Raw genomic sequence first — 17,581 nt, forward strand, 5'->3', positions numbered from 1 at the left:
GAAGGTATTTTTTATTTAAAAATTTTCCTAACAATATTATTCTGCTTTTATTTCTTTCCACAGTTCATTATATAATTCGGTAATATCCGCATCAGACTGAACACACACTTCGCTGTTTGTCAGTTTTGAGGTATCCGGCACAATATTCTCATCACTGCGAAGTTCCTCATCCATCTGATCAATAACCGCCTGATTAGGTGTTGAATAATAAATATAATCAAAATTCATCTCTGCAATATCCTCTCTGCAGAGAAAATCCAAAAACTTTGCCGCAGCCTGCGGGTTGTCACACTCCTTTGTCATAACCCAGCTGTCCATCCAGATATTAGTCCCTTCCTTTGGAACTACATATTGAAGATCCGGATTATATTCCCGGCCCAGGTATGCTTCCCCGGAATATACAATGGCCATGTCTGCATTTCCAGCCACCACCTCATCTCTGGCCGCATCAACAAGATATGCCTGAACATCCGGTTTTTGTTTTAACAGCAGCTCCTGGGCTTTTCTGAGTTCTCCCTCATCACTTGTATTGATAGAATACCCAAGGGCTTTTAGGGCCACCATAAAACTGTCACGCATACTGTCCTGCATAATAATTTCCCCGGCGTTGCTGCCATTAAAAAGCGCGTCCCAGCTGTGGGGTACCTCTACTTTTGTACTGTCATATAAAATACCTATGGTTCCCCAGAAATAAGGAAGCGCATATTCATTATCCGGGTCAAAAGCAGTGGAAAATCCCCAGAACTCTTCCCCGATATTCTGACTGTACTCAAAACTGTCAAAATCAACCTTCTGAACCTCTCCGTCTCTGATCAGCTTGTCAATCATATAATCTGTAGAACACAGCAGATCATACTGTATCACACCGGAACTGTATTTGGAATACATCTCCTCCGGCGTCAGCGCCTCTTCATATTCAATGGCAATTCCAGTCTCCTCCTCAAACAGGTCCAGTACTTCAGGATCCATATATTCTCCATAATTAAATACCGTCAATGTCTCTTTTGCAGAACCTGTCACATCTGTGTCTCCTGCACAGCCCGAAGCTCCTGCTGTCAAAAACGCCGCCGCACCCAAAAGTACAGGTACTGATGCTAACCTCCTGCGCATATACGTTTCCTCCTTCTCTCTGCAATCTGCGGCACATAATTTACCAGAAGAAGTACAATCAGCACTGCAGCAAAAATCACAGTAGACAGCGCATACATTTCAGGCTTTATTCCTTTCCGTACCTGACTGTAAATCATTGTGGATAATGTATTGATTCCTGCTCCTTTTGTAAAGTAGGTCACAACAAAATCATCCATGGACATAGTAAGCGCCATAAAAAATCCAGAAACTACCGCCGGTAAAATCTGCGGAATAATCACCTTTACAAATGCGGTCAATGTGTTAGCCCCAAGATCTCTGGCTGCTTCATAAATACTGATATCCATCTGCCGCAGTCTTGGAAGAATGCTGAGAAGTACATAAGGCACACAAAAAGTAATATGTGCAAAGAGCACACTGCTGTAACCCAGTTTCATAAACCTGGCAAACCAGAGCATCAGAGCAATTCCGGTTACAATATCTGCATTCAGCAGTGTAATATTTCCAAGCCCCAGTGTAAGAGAATAACCCCTTTTTCTCATGGCATCTATTCCTAAAGCTCCGGCCAGTCCAATGAGAGTGGCCAGCGCTGCAGAGCTCAATCCCAGTACCACGGTTGTTCCCAGAGCTTCCATAATCTGACTGTTTGCAAACATTTCTCCATACCATTCCAGAGTAAATCCCCCCCACATTACTCTAGATCTTGAGGCATTAAAGGATAACAGCACAAGCACCAGAATCGGTACATATAGAAAAGCCAAAATTAATATTAAATAAAATCTGTTAAAAAATCTCTTTACCATACAAGTGACCCGCCATCTTCTGAATCATTTTTCAAAGTAAACAACATACTGATAATAATAAATACCATCAGGGCAACTGAAAGTCCAGAACCTAAATTCCAGTTCATACTCTGGGTAAACTCCTGTTCAATCACATTGCCGATCAGCAGCACCTTTCCTCCTCCTAGAATATTGGGCACAACAAATTCTGTCAAAGAGGGAACAAATACCATTGTGATGCCGCTGATAATTCCTGGCAGCGAAAGGGGAAAAATAATTTTTCTGCGTACAACTGAATTATCAGCTCCCAGATCTCTGGCCGCTTCCACCACATCTTCTCTGATATTAGACACTGCATTATAAATAGGCAGTATCATAAACGGCAGATAGTCATAAATCATTCCGATCATAACTGCCACAGGTGTATACATAATATGGAGAGGCTCTATTCCCAGCCATCCAAGGGCCATATTTAATATTCCGTTTTCAGCCAGTATTACCTGCCAGGCCAGTACTCGCAGCATAAAATTCATCCACATGGGAAGAATCACAATTAATGTAATAAACCCCTTTTTATTGAAGTTTAAATTTCTCAGTACCAGCGCCAGCGGAAAAGCGATGGCCAGGCATATTCCCGTTGAACAGGCGGCCAGCGCCAATGACAGCAGCAGCGCCTTGCGGTGGATAGGGTTGAAAATCGCAAGTATGTTAGATAAGGTAACCGTTCCGCTCCCGTCCGTGACGCCATACCCGATAATCATAATCAGGGGCAGAATGGTAAACCCGATCATCCATATAATATAAGGTGACGCAAGAAATTTTCTTTTACTCATCTTTTTTTACTACCTCTTCTGCTTCAGATGCCGGTTTATGCATAATCTGAATATTTTCCGGCTCCACATAAAGTCCCACACAGGCCCCCGGCTGAGCCGGAAGTGTCGAATGTACCATCCAGTCAAATCCGCCGGCACGTATCTTCATTTCATAATGCACGCCTTTAAAGAGAACAGACAGAACCTGGCCATCCAAAATTCCCTTTCCCTGCTCCCGGATCACCACATCCTCAGGCCTGATTACCACATCCACATTCTCATTAGTCCCAAATCCGGTATCCACACAGATAAAGGGGCGCTCTAGAATCTCTACCAGACAATCCTTTGGCATCACACCGTCAATGATATTGCTGTCCCCGATAAAATCCGCCACAAATGCATTCTGGGGTTCATTGTATATATCAACCGGCGTACCCATCTGCTGTATCAGCCCCTGATTCATCACGACAATCCGGTCCGACATCGTCAGCGCCTCTTCCTGGTCATGGGTAACATAGACAAAAGTAATTCCCAGCTCATTTTTAATTTTAATGAGCTCCCGCTGCATATCCTGCCGCAGCTTTAAATCCAGCGCGCCTAAAGGTTCATCTAAAAGAAGAATCTCCGGTTCGTTGACAATAGCTCTGGCAATGGCAACCCGCTGCTGCTGGCCCCCGCTTAAAGATACTGGTCTCCTGCCTTCATACCCTTCTAGGTCAACCAGTTTTAGCGCATACCTGATTTTCTCTTCAATATAATGCCTGTCCTTCTTTTTCAATTTCAGACCAAAGGCAATATTATCTGCAACAGTCATATGGGAAAAAAGAGAATATTTCTGAAATACCGTATTAATATGCCGTTTATCCGGACTGACTTTTGTAATATCTTTTCCTTCAAATATAACACTTCCCTGATCTGGAACCTCAAATCCGCCGATGATGCGCAGTGTTGTTGTCTTTCCGCATCCTGACGGCCCCAGAAGTGTTATAAACTCATTTCTTCCAATCTCCAGATTCAAATCCTTTAAAATCATTTTATCATCAAACGATTTTGAAATATGCTCTAGTTTTAAAATAGTATGTTCCATTTTTATCCTCCGGTTAAAAGCTTGGGGGCGTGCTCACCCATACCAGTTTCGCTTCCTGCGTTCCTGGATTTTCTATATAATGTTCCCTTCCCGCCGCAAAATAAAAGGATTCCCCTTTCTGTACCGTATAAATCTGATCTCCAAGATGCAGCTGTATCTTTCCTTCTATCACAAAACCATATTCTTCACCGTCATGAGGTTTATCCTCCGGCAGAGCCATCCCGGGACAAAGCTTCACAAGAAGCGGCTCCATCTGATTTTTCTGAGCGGCCGGAACCGTCCATTGAATACTGTTTCCATCATCATCTATTTTCTCAAAATAATCCTGTTCTCTAAATACTATCTGTTCATTTCCAGTTTCCTTAAAAAACTCGGACGCTGTACTGCCAAGACACTCAATCAAATCCAACAGTGTAGCAACAGAAGGTGCAACCTGTCCCCGCTCAAGCTGAGAAATATATCCTTTCGTCAGCTCTGTCCTGTCTGCCAGCTCCTGCTGGGTCAGACCATTCTGGTTTCTTAAATCTCTGATTTTCTGTCCGATTTGTGTATTGACATCCATTTTTATCTCCTCTATCTTTAATAAGCCTCCCTAAATTATACATATAATAAACTTAAAGTCAAGTATTATTATTAGTACAGCCATATAAACGATTCCTGCTGTACAACAAAAGGACTGCCGCAAAATCAATGTCTGTAAGCTTAACTTATTGACATTGATTTTGCGGCAGTCCCTTTTTGTTATACACTTTATATCAAATTACAGGGAATAAAACAATTCAGCTTATCAATGGGTATCACTTCCTGGCACATGCAAACAATACCCCCGCAGCCGCGCTTCAGTTTTGTCTTGTCGATCAGTTCGTACTTTTTGACCTCCCTGCGGTCTGGATTCGCGGATTTTTTAATCTCTAACGGGTGAATCAGCCCATTTTCTTCCACAATCACATCAATCTCCTTAGCGTTGGAATCACGGTAGTAGGTCAGATTCGCTTTATCTGCCGAATAAGAAAAATTTTTCAACAGTTCAACGACAACATAGTTTTCAAAATAATGTCCGTTTGCGGCCCCGTTCATCAGAGTATCTCTGGTAAGCCACATGGACAGGTACGCGCACAGGCCGGTATCACAGAAATAAAGCTTCGGTGTCTTAGACAGACGTTTCAGTTCATTATTCGCAAACGGGGGAAGAAGATATACAATCCCCAACCCTTGAAGAATACGCAGCCATTCTTTTGCTGTCGGCTGTGAAACCTCTGCCGCGTCAGCTAAGTTTTTATAATTCACCTGTTCTGCGGTCAGCGCTGCACAGGCATTAAGAAACTTCCGAAAGCGTACTGAATCCGTAATGCCTCCTTCTTCCGCTACATCGCGCATAAGATAGGTTTCAATATAAGAATTAAAATATTCCTGCCGCTGCTCGGCGTCAGCTTTCAAAGCGTCTGGCATACCTCCACACCATATATGTTCAAATACGTCTACAATATCATTCTTTTTGGCCGCTGTCTGCCGCTTAAGCAGGCAAGGCAGAGAGAAATCCAGCTTGTTTGAAAAGAGTTCTCCATCTACTTCATTTTTAGAAAGACTGTATAATTCTAAAATCCCAATTCTTCCCGCCAGAGTTTCACGAATATTTTTCATCATTTTATATTGCTGGGAACCGGTCAGCCAGAATAAGCCGCGTTCTTCGGTTTCATCGCACATAATTTTAATTTGTTCAAATAATTCCGGCGCTTTCTGTATTTCGTCAATGATAATCGGCGGCTTATAAGTTTGAAAGAACAGAACGGGATCCGTCTGTGCAAGCGTCCTCGCCATCGTATTGTCCATAGTAACATAGGTTCTGTTCTGTCCTTCAGCAAGGTGCTTTAACATCGTTGTTTTTCCTACCTGCCGCGCACCCGTTACAAGAATTGCTTTAAAGAAAGAGCTCATACGCAGAAATTTTCTTTCTAATGTACGCTTAATATACGCCATAATATAGCCTCCTCATTTTTAGGATAATATAAAGTGCACTTTATATTATCCTAAAAAATCAATTCTGTCAACTACAGCGGGGGAATCACATACTTATTTTATACTTTGTCGTAAAAAGCACACCCATGCAGTGCATCTAAGTTATGGCATGCCCGGATGGGTATAGTTTATCCTGCCCGCTGTTTTTTTATGCTATGTTTGAACCTTTTACTCCTTTTTGATGCTTAAGTACGAAAAAATCCGGTAAGAAGCCCACAGAATGGGATTTCTTACCGGATTTTCGTTTTTTTAGGACAAAGTTTCCACTCGTTCATCTAAAATGATGATTTTGCGACATCCCCTCTTTGTTCGTATCCTTTTATTTTAAGATAACCCCAGAGGGATAATTGCACAGTAGTCTTCAATGCTTCCATTATTCTTAAAGCATTGAAGAATCTGTTTGCCCACCGGATGCAGTTCTTCTACATCATAACATTCCAGTTCTTTCGCAAAAAAGTTATACAGAATTTCAGCTCCTTTATCGTACCCTTCTGTTCCAAGCGTTTCCTGACTTTCCGGATGCAGGAACTTTGAACGGATATGCTGTCCGTCCACCTTCATTTCTTTTAATGTATATCCAAATAAAGGGCACCTTGCCGGTACCAGGCGGTCCATTTTCATATTTACGCCGCCCCGCCTTGCAAGATATTCTCTGGAAATCCATTCTGCCGCAAAACCGATCCGGTATATTCCAATATGCTGATTGGGTATCAGCACATATCTTGTATTTGGACTGTTAATAATCTGCTCCAGCAAAAGATTTGCCTGTTTTACTTTCAGTCCGGTTGCAAAAGGCCAGTAGGACCCCACACCTTCACTGGCAAGAGGCGCATTTCCGCTGATACTTGGATTTTTAAACCCTCTTGGAGCAACCAGACGCCACAGCCATGCCAAAGCCGGCGGGATAATCTGCATCAGCCCCATAATTCCGTAATCGGGATTTTCTGCCGTTGTGGGCGGCATACGAACGCCAAAGCTCCGTACATCTACCTCTACAGGATCTGAAACAATATTATCAACCATTTTTCTTGGGACAATCACCCTTGGATTGGGGCATGGTTTTCCGTCAGAGTCCAGCGTATGTTCCCATACAAGACAGGTTGCCTTTGGTACGCCTTCCACATTGAAAAATACCAGCGGCTCTTTGGAATGAATGGTAATCCGCTCATACATAGGATCACATCCATACTCGTCAATCCCGTCTACTCTAAGGAACCATCCGTCTTCTCCATCATACAGGCAGAGTTTCCTGCTGTCCTTCTGAAAAGATGGATGACAAATGGCCATATCATCTGTTACCGGGTGTATTGTACAGGTATCACTCATATTAATATAATTTTTCTCACCAGTTTCAATATTTGTGCCAATGAGAACACGCCCGTCCGCCGCACGCTGCACATCCTGCAGCAATTCACTCTTTCCGCCGCCGGAAGCGCCTTCATGCATCATAACCATTTCATTTTCATAAGGTGTAATAATTTTGGCTGCAGATGCGTGGGCTGTAATCCAGCCTTCTCTCTCACCGATATCCAGCAGCACACTGTAAATTCCCTTCTTAGCGGAAGGACCCGGATACAAATTATAAGAAAAAATTTCGTGACGGTCTTTCATCCTGTTATGTACACAAACCTGTTTTCCTTCAAAATGTGTATGTCGAAACGGCGGCGCCACATAAATAATTGCTTTCGGCTTAAACTTATCAACACTTTTTGCATTCACAAAAGCCTGCAGCTGAGAAAGGGCAAATGCAAAAAACGCCGCATTTCTGGGGCATACTAAAATCGCCTCATATCCATATCTGGCACCGCCTGCCATAAACGGAACAAGAATCAGCTCCTGCTGGGCAAGCCACTGAAAAGTCTCCTTTTTTACAGACTTAAAATCATAACCATATACGTCTTTAAACCGCGGTTTATCTGTAGGCATGTCATCCGATATCCGCATACAGTCCGGGTCTCTCCTTCGCATATAATCTTCTGTATAATTAACCACTGCTCCGTTTTTGCAGCGCACTACATCTGCTTCTTTTATAAGATCCCCATCAATTTCATAAGACACCTCAATCCGGTTGGTGCTTTTATTTCCGAAGATAAGTTCATACAGCATTTCCTTTGTTTCAGGCACAATTACGCTGGGACTGTTGTTCAGAGCGGCTTCAAGCTCTTTTGGAAAGAGAAATTTCTCTAATAAAACGTTCATATGATCCCTCCTGCTTTTGTTCTTTTCTATTTTCTTATCTCGTTGATGTTACAGTGATTTTATATATTTGTCAAGCAGACCACAAAATATTCACACCATTCCTTTTGGCAGGACAGAAGGCATTTCCATGGCTATTTCTTCTCATCTGCGATTTGTTTTCCGGTGGTATCCACATGATAATTATCACGGATAATCAACTCAGATATAGGCACAATGGTATATCCTTTGTCTTCCAGTCCGGTAAGAAGCCGGTCTAGTGCATCCGCCGTATATTTCGCCCCGTTGTGGCACAAAATAATGGCTCCATTTCCCAAATGTTTACTGTCACATACCTGACGTATAATATCCTCCGCCCCATAATCTTTCCAGTCAAGACTGTCCACCGACCACTGAATGGGATAATAGCCACAGGATTTTGATACTGTAATTACTTCATTATCATAATCCCCGTAAGGCGGCCGGAATAAAAACATTTCATACCCGGTGAGTTCTTTTACTTTATCATGTACGGTCATCAGCTCTGATTTGATTTCTTCATCTGACAGCTGACTCATATTTTTATGATTTTCACTATGATTTCCCAGATCATGCCCCGCCTCTAGAATTGCTTTTACATCATCGGGATAGTCAGAAACCCATCCGCCAGTCATAAAAAACGTCACATGCACGTTATGCTTTTTTAAAATATCTAAAATTTCCTGTGTATCTTCATTTCCCCAGGCCGCATCAAAGCTTAACGCTACCTTTTTTTCTGTTGTATCCACACAGTATATAGGCAGTTCTCTTCCGTTAACTGTATTACTTACAGACACATGTTTTTTGGCATAACCGGCAATGGAAACTGCCGCCAGCGCCATACAGCATCCTATCATAATGTTACTTCGTATTCTTTTCCCTGCCCGTTTCATTGGTTTTGTTGATTCCGATTCTGATTTCCTTTTTCGCATATCAACCTCCAAAAGATTCTGTTTCAAATATATGCTGTAACATCTTTCGGTATACATGCAGAAACTATATTTTCAAGCATTTTTACTGTAATTTCTAACTGAAAATAAAGACACATAGTCTCTTAACTTGACAGGTGAAAAATCCAGATTATAATACAAACTATAGAATAAATATATAGTACATATGAAGAATTTATGGTTATTCTGACCACTTGCAGCTTACTTGTAGCAATTCTGAATTATACGCATAAAAAATAGACGTCCTGACTTCGGTAGAATAGACGCCTATTTTTAGAAACTTATTTTACTGAAGCAGATGGGGTACGACCATCTTCTCAGTTGTCTTGTAAGTATATTATAACAAATATGCTTAAAAAGTCAAATTAACTATATTCCCATTACTCCATACCACCGCAGAGAAATAGGTAGGATATTAAAATGCCATCATATTATGATGAGAAAACAAAATCCTGGTACGTAAAACTATTCTATCAGAAGTAGCAGAACTCCTAGAGAAGCTCTATAAAAATTACTATCAAAGAAAGCCGTAAACGCTGTACTTTCAACGTTTACGGCTTATTTTAAGCAGATAACGGGAGTCGAACCCGCCTTTCCAGCTTGGGAAGCTAGCGTTCTACCGATGAACCATATCTGCATGTATTTAATTCTACCACTAACTGAAAAAGATGAAAAGCCCTTTTTTTATATTTTGGAACAGTATATGAAACCGGTCTGATAGTCTTTTCATATTATTTCATTCAAAAAAGGGCTTTTCCTGTCTGAAGACGGCATTTTAACAACAATGATTGCCATCCTTTTCTATTTCTCTTCCTTACTATATATCTTTCCTATTAACAAAACAAAGCTTATACGTCTGCCTTTGAATTGCAGCTTACCGTACCTCTCCGTCCGTCCAGCGTAACATAGGCACCCGTTTTTAAAATCTGAACAGCATTTTTAGCTCCAAGAATTACCGGCATATCCAGGCTCAGTCCAACAATAGCCGCATGTGAATTGGTCCCCTCTGCTTCCACAATCAAGCCGGAGGCTTTACGGATCTGCTGCATCATTTCATTACTGGTATCTTTTGCCACAATAATATCACCAGGCTTAAATATTTCGCCAAGCATTTCTGCAGATTCTGCCACACAAAGATTTGCAGATACTGTTTTTTCACTAATCCCTTTACCTGAAGCCAGAATATGTCCTGCTACATGTACCTTAATAAGATTTGTTGTACCTGATACCCCAAGGGGAACGCCTGCAGTTAAAACAACCAGTTCACCTTGTTTTACCAGCCCTTTACGTTCAGCAGTATCCACAGCATGATCAAACAATTCATCGGATGTCTCTTTTTTATCCACAAGCAACGGTGTAACCCCCCAGGAAAGATTCAGCTGGCGGCAGACATTTTTATGAACAGAACATCCAAGAATAGGACATCCCGGACGATATTTTGATACCATTCTAGCTGTACGGCCAGAATTGGATACTGTAATAATAGCTGCCGCATTCAAATCCATAGCAGTGGTGCAGGTGGCATGAGCAATGGCATTGGTAATATCCGGATTTGTCAGCATACTGCGTTTTTTCATTCTTGACAAATAATTAATATCTTTTTCTGTGCGGATTGCAATTTTTACCATCGTCTGAAGTGCCTCTACCGGATACAAACCGGCAGCCGTTTCACCCGACAGCATAATCGCACTGGTTCCGTCATATACTGCATTGGCCACATCTGCAGCTTCTGCTCTAGTGGGACGGGGATTTTTCATCATAGAGTCCAGCATCTGCGTTGCTGTAATTACCTGCTTTCCGGCCATATAAACTTTTTCTATGATCATCTTTTGAATTACCGGAACTTCTTCAAATGGAATTTCGACTCCCATATCTCCCCGGGCCACCATAATGCCGTCTGACACTTTAATGATATCGTCTATATTATCCACACCCTGCTTATTTTCAATTTTAGCAATAATGTTAATGCTGGAACAATTATGTTCCTCTAGGATTTTACGGATAGCAAGAACATCATCAGCGGTCCGCACAAATGACGCAGCAATAAAGTCAAAACCGGATTCAATACCAAACACAATATCGCTGTAATCTGTCTCACTGATATAAGGCATGGAAAGCTCTGCGTTGGGCACATTGACCCCTTTTTTATCTGAGATCATTCCTCCATTTTTTACAACACAGGCAATATCAGAACCTTTGATCTCAGTAACTTCCATCTCAATCAAACCATCATCAATCAGAATCCTTGAGCCCACATGGACATCCTTGTACAGATCTTTATATGAAATGGCCACTTTTTCCGCACTTCCCAAAATCTCTTCTGTTGTCAGGACCAGCTTCTGTCCGGCCTTTAATTCGGCTTTTCCACCTTCAAGATTTCTTAAACGGATCTCAGGTCCTTTTGTATCCAGCAGTGCCGCCACCGGAAGATTCAGCTCTTCTCTTAATTGAATCAGTTTATCCAGACGTTTTTTCTGCTCCTGATGTGTTCCATGAGAAAAATTAAATCTGGCAACATTCATTCCCTCCAGAATCAATTCTTTTAACACCTCTCCTTTGTCTGTAGATGGACCAAGGGTACAAATGATTTTGGTTTTTCTGATATCTTTCATAGATGCTCCTTTCAAAAAAAGGGGGCAATATACCTGTTGTACATGCCCCTCTTTCACGCTGTTCTTAAATGTCCTTCTCCCCAAAACATTTTCCCTTTCGGGTTATGCTATTTTTTTATAACTGTCCCAGTCTCGCCGCCAAGAGCCTTCTTCCCGGCATCCAGCCTGGTAATCAGCACTGTACGTATTGCAGAATCTCCAATGAACTTCAGGGCGGTTTCAATTTTAGGCCCCATAGTTCCCTGGCCAAACTGTCCCTCTTTCATGTATTCCTCCGCCTGCTGGCAATTTAGTTCTGACAGCTCTTCTTCATTATCTTTACCATAATTCAGACATACATGCTCCACACCAGTTAATATTACCAGCTGCTCTGCATTTACTCCATCTGCAAGAGCTCCCGCAATTAAATCCTTTTCAATTACGGCACTGGCTCCCTTTAAAACATGTCCCTGTTCCAGAACCGGAATACCTCCGCCTCCGGCAGCTATCACAATCTGATCCGCATCCAGCAGTGCATTCACAGCATCCAGCTCAACAATCTCCATTGGCTTTGGCGCGGCAACAATTCTCCGGTAACCGCCATCAACTTTGACAACATGATTTCCTTTTTTCTCTTCCGCCTCTGCTTCTTCTTTTGTCATAACACGGCCAATAATCTTGGTGGGCGCATAAAATGCATCATCATAAGGATCTACTGTCACCTGTGTTAAAATAGTAGAAACCGTCTTATAGATTCCTCTGCCCATCAGTTCTTCTCTGATAGCATTCTGCAAATCGTAACCAATATATCCCTGACTCATTGCAGAGCACACAGACATAGGTGTTGCTGTATATTCCGGATATAAACGATGGAACTCCGTCATAGCAGTATGAATCATCCCAACCTGAGGACCATTGCTGTGTGTAATTACTACCTGCCAGTCATCCTGAATCAAATCGGCAATGGCTCTGGCCGCCTTTTTGGTTGCTCTCTTCTGTTCTGGAAGCGTTGTCCCAAGCGCATCATGTCCCAATGCAATTACAATCCTCTTTTTCTTCATCGTCCATATGCCTCCAACTTCTATTATAAACCTCGTACTAATTAAAAAAAGATATGAATATTTTATCATATCTTACCAGTCAGTACAATAAAACGGAGACAGAAAATTTGATTTTCCATCTCCGTCAATATCAGACATGTTCCGCGCAGATCAGCTGTTTTTGCTTCCCAGTGTCACATTAATTTCTTTCTCTACATAGCTGCCGTTATCTGCCCTTTTTACTTTTATTTTAACTTTTGTACCGGCCTCATAATACTGCATCTGGCTTTTCAGTGTTTCCATAGAATCAATTTTATGGCCGTCAAACTCCGTAATAATATCACCCACTTTAATACCCGCAGTTTCCGCTGCACTTCCACTGGTAATCTGAGCCACATAAACACCTTCTGGCATTCTGTAATTCTGGGCAACATCACTGGTCACATCCACACCGGAAATACCAAGATGTGAGCCTTTGGATTCGTCTACTTTTTCCCGTGTAATAAGCTCCTCAATAATAGGCTGTGCCGTATTAATGGGAATTGCATATCCCATGCCTTCTACTTGTGTGTCTGTATATTTTACAGAATTAATGCCGATCACTTCACCGTTCATATTCAGCAGAGCGCCGCCGCTGTTACCAGGATTTATTGCAGCATCTGTCTGAACCAGCTCATTTGTAATAGATTCACCGGTCTGAGAATCTGTAGTTGTCACTTCACGATTTAAAGCACTGATAACTCCAGTTGTAACAGACTGACCATACCCAAGAGCATTTCCGATTGCCACAGCAGATTCGCCCACCTGCAGCTCATCTGAATTACCCAGCGCAGCTACTTTAATGGCAGATAATGTTTCTGATTTTAATCCCTTTTTGGGTACCTGCACGACTGCCAGGTCAGAGCTGGGATCAGTTCCCTTAATCGTTCCGGAGGCAGTGTTGTTATCAGAAAAACAGATTGTAAGAGAGGTCGCTCCGCTTACTACATGATTATTAGTTGCAATATACAGATTATCATCATCTTCATCTACAATAATACCTGAGCCAAGACTTTCACTGTTATACTGCTGTGACTGGCCAAACATATTATAATATTCAGACTGACTCATACTCGTAATGGATACAATGGATGGCATAACATTTTGCACAATGTTTGAAACATCCTTAACAGTAGTAGCTGTACTCACCGGTGTTTTCCCAATACTGTCTTTTGTGGCATTACTGCTGTCTCCACTAATACTGTCCTGCTGAGTTCTGCCGCTGCTTGTAATATAATTAACTCCCTGGAAAACACCGCCTGACACAAGTCCGAAAACCACTGCAAGTACAGCACATTTGGCAACTACAGGACCAAATTTTTTGCTTTTCCAAAACCCACTGCTTTTCACAATTTTAGCCTTTGTTTTCTTTTTCTTTGAATGCTCCCCACCGTCAGAAGGATTTTTTAGAGCATCTGCTTTCGAATTTGACTGTTCAAAATTTTCCGTTTTATATGACATATCCAGATGCGGTGGCTGCTCTTTTGCGCATATATCCGCATCTGCCGAGGATGTCTCCTGCTCTTTTGCAGCGCAGTTATCTGTCTCCTCCAATTTTGCATCCTTTATAGTAAAATCAGATTCCTGCTCTAAATTCTGCCGGGCTGCTTCCTGCTGATTCCGCTCTTCATAATAGTCCCCCTGGTGGGTAGTTTCAGACTGTTCTTTGTCCCTGTAACTATATGAATATAAAGAATCAGAAGACGCTGAATCATTATTGGTATTATTCTCATTTGATGTATATTTTTCATCCATGATTATTTTCTCCTTTCATTCTTTTATTATCTTATTTACAGGTTTAGTTTATCTCTCAAATGTGTATGATTTGTGTCTATTGTTTAAAAAAACTTTGTTCTGCCGCCTTATCTTTGTCCATGTATATAAAGCCAGCTGTTTTTATAGTCTTCCCGCTCTTTCTGTGTCATGGATATGTATCGTTCATATGAGAGCTTTACGGGCTGCATCTGCTGATTTCCACATTTAAAACATTCTACATCTAATCTTCTAGATACCGTCCGAATCCATCCGCATTCTGGACATATGTATAATTTCATCATTGTTTCTTCTTCCTTAAACGTATCTGTAAAATGCGGGACATAAATCTATGCCCCGCATTTTTTATTCTCCTGAATCTGTACTGTCAGCATTTCCCGTATCTGATCCGTCAAAATTGTCAACTTCAGAAAAGTTGTCCGTAATACTATTTTCACTTGTGATACCTGTCTCATAAATAATACTATTACTATACTCTTCTACAGTTGAAGATGGTGTATAGTTTTCATTATCGAACAGAAACTTATGGAGCTCTGTTACGTTTGATACCAGGTCACAGGGAACTACAATTGAACCTTTTTTAGTCCCCATCTCTTTTGTGGCGCGGTCAAAAGGAAATCCCTGACTGTCCCCAAGATCATACCCAATCATAATTTTAATCATACTGAGCATCTCTCCCTGTGACAGACTGGTTGAAATATGTGGAAATACCGCATCCATTAATTTTGTAAGTGTCGGAACATCCGCCTTCTTAGCCTTTGCCATCATCTGAGAAAATACTTCCCGCTGACGCTCTGCCCTTTTAAAATCATTTCCCTTGGTGTATCTGATTCTGGAATAAGCTACCGCCTGTACACCGTCCAGATTATAGGTTCCCGGCTGGCTGATAACCTGTGAGTCTGTTCCTAAGATCTTATTGGTATGAGGCACATACACCTGCATCTGCTCTGCTTCCACCTCATCAATGTCGATCTCAACGCCTCCTAGTATGTCAACTGCTTTGGCAACTGCCGAAAAGTCAAAGGCAACATAGTCTTCTATCTCAAGATCCAGATTTGTATTCAGCATATTAATTGCCCTCTCCGGGCCGCCTCTGGCATATGCAGAATTTGCTTTAAAAAAGTACGGGGTATCACCGGTTTCTGATACATTTAAAAATGTATCTCTGTAAACAGATACCATACGAATTTCTTTTGTATCATTATTAATACTGAAAATCATAATAACATCTGTATTTCCTCTGCCGTAATTATCCATATCTCTGTTGTCTAAACCAAACATCGCGATGTTGGTATAGCCCTTTAGAGATTCCTGCACCTCTTTATCCATTTCATTGACTCCAATTTTGTCTTTATCCAAAACATTCTTCTGAATAAGATTCATCTTGGAAGCAAAAAACAATCCGCCCAGTAATACTACCAGGATTACGATTTCTATTACAAATAGTATCAGTTTTCTTTTTTTTCTCTGCCTCTTTGTGGGCTTTTTCTTATGTCCTGCCATATTCATCTCCATAATTATTTCTGAAAGAGCTTTACTATAATTATATTATTTCTCTTTTTATAGCCAATATCCCTTATCAGTTTAAAATCATATAAAAATATATTACTGCAAGATAAAGAAAAGGACAACTATATTTTGATAAATTTTTTGTAAATTGGTCGGACCGCTAAGCTGAAAACAAATGACACCCAATAGATGCCGCGTCTCTTTGATAAAGAGATTGTCCTCCACACATTTTATCGAAAATTTCCTGACACAGTTTTTCTGTATGCTCAAATATGAGACAATCAAACCGCTGGTCATTTCTAAGATCGTCTTCTGCCCCCATTTGCATTGCATAACTATACTGCGTACTGCATCTCATAAATGGCTGAGAACCGGCAGGAAACATAACACCGCAATTGATACTTTTTTCCTCCGGATGATAAAATCTCTCATCTTCCATGGAACCACAGTAAATTACACCCTGCTTGTGATTCAACTGTATTTCTTCCCGATTTAATGGCCTCCATTTTTCATTTTCATAAACACAGCAGGCATAAAACAATGCTTCATCAAAATTGCTTGTAAATGCCTGCCAGTCACTTATATTACCATAATGCTGATATAAAAGTCCGGGATACACTTTAGTTTCATAATCGTTCCCGCCCTCATTCTTTCTTTGTAACCGCTCTGAAAAAATATTTAGATGCGCCTTTTCTTCACTGAGAAACTGCTCACGTTCTATATTGTCATCAGGTAAATTCCTGAATAAAGACACTTTTCCATTGGGATACCATGCATTTTCCCCTCTAAAATAATTCGATAATCGAAATTGTTTTGGAAAGGATTCCTGGCCAATCTGAATATTCCCATCCATGCCATACTTTTCTTCCAGCAGCTTTCTTTGCTTTTCATTTTTCTCACTTACATATTTGCCTTCAGCTATTAGCTGCAGGTTGACCAATATTGCTGTCTTTCGCTCAATCATGTGCAAAATATGCAGCATATCAATCTCTTCTTTGGAAATCTCTTTAATCATTGTTCCTCTCAACTCTCCCATGTCTATAAAATATATACACTATTCTTCAAAAGCGTAACAGGAATCTGTCACTTTTTCAACTAATCAAACATTACTGCTAATCAGATTCATCTTGTTATTTTCAATTTTCGACGGCATTCGACATTATTTCTTCCGTTTCTATCATTTGAAAACAGTATCTTAACATTTAAAAGCTTGAATTTTATTACAAATATACTTTTTATATTTTTTCTGCCAGAATATTTATAGAAAAAACTTACTTCATCTATTGTACTTAAAAAGTACTTAAGAATAGGAAAACTCTCTTTTCCTGCAACAAGTAATATTCTGCAGCTGCCATATAAAGTACTCATTTTGTTATGTAATTGTCAATGTTCCATCAATAAATATTTGGCATAATTAACCTATCAAAATAAGGAAAAACATGCTCTGGCACATTTTGCAGCCAGCTCAGTGGTTTGCAGTACTCTTTTTTTCCGCGCCAGTACACAGCGTCACACAAAATGTGTATTTGCTATAGAAAGGTTCTCTGAAGCTCCCTTAAGCATAAAAAAGCCACAGACAATTAGTCTATGACTCTTTTGTTACGTGCGTGAGAAGATTCGAACTCCCGACACCTTGGTCCGTAGCCAAGTGCTCTATCCAGCTGAGCTACACACACATA

At 40.9% G+C, this 17,581-nt stretch carries 14 protein-coding genes and 2 tRNA genes; all 16 read right to left on the reverse strand.

From position 1 onward, the window contains the following. Window positions 1-36: 36 nt before the first annotated feature. The 16 genes from OCV88_RS12945 to OCV88_RS13020 all read right to left on the reverse strand — a co-directional run bounded on the left by OCV88_RS12945 (window position 37) and on the right by OCV88_RS13020 (window position 17,578). Window positions 37-1,110: an ABC transporter substrate-binding protein gene (locus tag OCV88_RS12945; protein ID WP_158425858.1), complete on the reverse strand. Its 1,074-nt coding sequence runs from the start codon at window positions 1,108-1,110 to the stop codon at window positions 37-39. Continuing rightward, window positions 1,095-1,892 carry an ABC transporter permease gene (locus OCV88_RS12950; protein WP_158425859.1) on the reverse strand — a complete coding sequence of 266 codons (798 nt, stop codon included), beginning with the start codon at window positions 1,890-1,892 and terminating at the stop codon, window positions 1,095-1,097. The genes OCV88_RS12945 and OCV88_RS12950 overlap by 16 nt, the downstream gene beginning before the upstream one ends. Continuing rightward, a complete protein-coding gene (locus OCV88_RS12955) occupies window positions 1,886-2,704 on the reverse strand; it encodes an ABC transporter permease (RefSeq protein WP_158425860.1) in 819 nt (272 codons plus the stop codon). Before OCV88_RS12955 ends, OCV88_RS12950 begins: the two co-directional genes overlap by 7 nt. Then, window positions 2,697-3,770, reverse strand: coding sequence for an ABC transporter ATP-binding protein (locus OCV88_RS12960; protein ID WP_158425861.1), 1,074 nt, complete (start codon window positions 3,768-3,770; stop codon window positions 2,697-2,699). The genes OCV88_RS12955 and OCV88_RS12960 overlap by 8 nt, the downstream gene beginning before the upstream one ends. Window positions 3,771-3,783: 13 nt before the next feature. Next, window positions 3,784-4,332: a cupin domain-containing protein gene (locus OCV88_RS12965; protein ID WP_158425862.1), complete on the reverse strand. Its 549-nt coding sequence runs from the start codon at window positions 4,330-4,332 to the stop codon at window positions 3,784-3,786. Window positions 4,333-4,520: 188 nt separating this feature from the next. Next, a complete protein-coding gene (locus OCV88_RS12970; RefSeq protein ID WP_158425863.1) occupies window positions 4,521-5,747 on the reverse strand; it encodes an ATP-binding protein in 1,227 nt (408 codons plus the stop codon). A 363-nt stretch (window positions 5,748-6,110) separates the two neighbouring features. Next, window positions 6,111-7,985, reverse strand: coding sequence for a DUF4914 family protein (locus OCV88_RS12975; RefSeq protein ID WP_158425864.1), 1,875 nt, complete (start codon window positions 7,983-7,985; stop codon window positions 6,111-6,113). Between the two features lie 131 nt (window positions 7,986-8,116). Then, complete coding sequence (locus OCV88_RS12980; RefSeq protein WP_262591294.1) at window positions 8,117-8,857, reverse strand: polysaccharide deacetylase family protein; 741 nt, start codon at window positions 8,855-8,857, stop codon at window positions 8,117-8,119. Window positions 8,858-9,516: 659 nt separating this feature from the next. Then, a tRNA-Gly gene (locus OCV88_RS12985) sits at window positions 9,517-9,587 on the reverse strand. A gap of 211 nt (window positions 9,588-9,798) precedes the next feature. After that, window positions 9,799-11,562, reverse strand: coding sequence for a pyruvate kinase (pyk, locus tag OCV88_RS12990; RefSeq protein ID WP_158425865.1), 1,764 nt, complete (start codon window positions 11,560-11,562; stop codon window positions 9,799-9,801). 107 nt (window positions 11,563-11,669) lie between these two features. After that, window positions 11,670-12,602, reverse strand: coding sequence for a carbamate kinase (gene arcC / locus OCV88_RS12995; RefSeq protein WP_158425866.1), 933 nt, complete (start codon window positions 12,600-12,602; stop codon window positions 11,670-11,672). Between the two features lie 150 nt (window positions 12,603-12,752). After that, complete coding sequence (locus OCV88_RS13000; protein ID WP_158425867.1) at window positions 12,753-14,375, reverse strand: S1C family serine protease; 1,623 nt, start codon at window positions 14,373-14,375, stop codon at window positions 12,753-12,755. Window positions 14,376-14,482: 107 nt separating this feature from the next. Then, on the reverse strand, window positions 14,483-14,677 hold the full coding sequence (locus OCV88_RS13005; RefSeq protein ID WP_158425868.1) for a DNA-directed RNA polymerase subunit M: 195 nt from the start codon (window positions 14,675-14,677) through the stop codon (window positions 14,483-14,485). Between the two features lie 61 nt (window positions 14,678-14,738). Beyond that, window positions 14,739-15,896: an LCP family protein gene (locus tag OCV88_RS13010; protein ID WP_262591288.1), complete on the reverse strand. Its 1,158-nt coding sequence runs from the start codon at window positions 15,894-15,896 to the stop codon at window positions 14,739-14,741. Window positions 15,897-16,062: 166 nt separating this feature from the next. Further along, entirely contained in the window at window positions 16,063-16,917 is an 855-nt protein-coding gene (locus OCV88_RS13015) for a hypothetical protein (RefSeq protein ID WP_158425870.1), read from the reverse strand. 587 nt (window positions 16,918-17,504) lie between these two features. After that, window positions 17,505-17,578 (reverse strand) — tRNA-Arg (locus OCV88_RS13020). Window positions 17,579-17,581: the final 3 nt, after the last annotated feature.

Origin of the sequence: Brotonthovivens ammoniilytica (assembly GCF_025566885.1) — a bacterium.
Lineage (GTDB): Bacteria > Bacillota > Clostridia > Lachnospirales > Lachnospiraceae > Brotonthovivens > Brotonthovivens ammoniilytica.

Bases quoted from the DNA above. Each gene is read 5' to 3' on its own strand.
- OCV88_RS12965 (WP_158425862.1), bottom strand. From the start codon at position 4,332: ATGGATGTCAATACACAAATCGGACAGAAAATCAGAGATTTAAGAAAC.
- OCV88_RS12960 (WP_158425861.1), bottom strand. From the start codon at position 3,770: ATGGAACATACTATTTTAAAACTAGAGCATATTTCAAAATCGTTTGAT.
- OCV88_RS12975 (WP_158425864.1), bottom strand. From the start codon at position 7,985: ATGAACGTTTTATTAGAGAAATTTCTCTTTCCAAAAGAGCTTGAAGCC.
- arcC (WP_158425866.1), bottom strand. From the start codon at position 12,602: ATGAAGAAAAAGAGGATTGTAATTGCATTGGGACATGATGCGCTTGGG.
- OCV88_RS12980 (WP_262591294.1), bottom strand. From the start codon at position 8,857: ATGATAGGATGCTGTATGGCGCTGGCGGCAGTTTCCATTGCCGGTTAT.
- pyk (WP_158425865.1), bottom strand. From the start codon at position 11,562: ATGAAAGATATCAGAAAAACCAAAATCATTTGTACCCTTGGTCCATCT.
- OCV88_RS13015 (WP_158425870.1), bottom strand. From the start codon at position 16,917: ATGATTAAAGAGATTTCCAAAGAAGAGATTGATATGCTGCATATTTTG.
- OCV88_RS12955 (WP_158425860.1), bottom strand. From the start codon at position 2,704: ATGAGTAAAAGAAAATTTCTTGCGTCACCTTATATTATATGGATGATC.
- OCV88_RS13000 (WP_158425867.1), bottom strand. From the start codon at position 14,375: ATGGATGAAAAATATACATCAAATGAGAATAATACCAATAATGATTCA.
- OCV88_RS12950 (WP_158425859.1), bottom strand. From the start codon at position 1,892: ATGGTAAAGAGATTTTTTAACAGATTTTATTTAATATTAATTTTGGCT.
- OCV88_RS13010 (WP_262591288.1), bottom strand. From the start codon at position 15,896: ATGGCAGGACATAAGAAAAAGCCCACAAAGAGGCAGAGAAAAAAAAGA.
- OCV88_RS12970 (WP_158425863.1), bottom strand. From the start codon at position 5,747: ATGGCGTATATTAAGCGTACATTAGAAAGAAAATTTCTGCGTATGAGC.
- OCV88_RS13005 (WP_158425868.1), bottom strand. From the start codon at position 14,677: ATGATGAAATTATACATATGTCCAGAATGCGGATGGATTCGGACGGTA.
- OCV88_RS12945 (WP_158425858.1), bottom strand. From the start codon at position 1,110: ATGCGCAGGAGGTTAGCATCAGTACCTGTACTTTTGGGTGCGGCGGCG.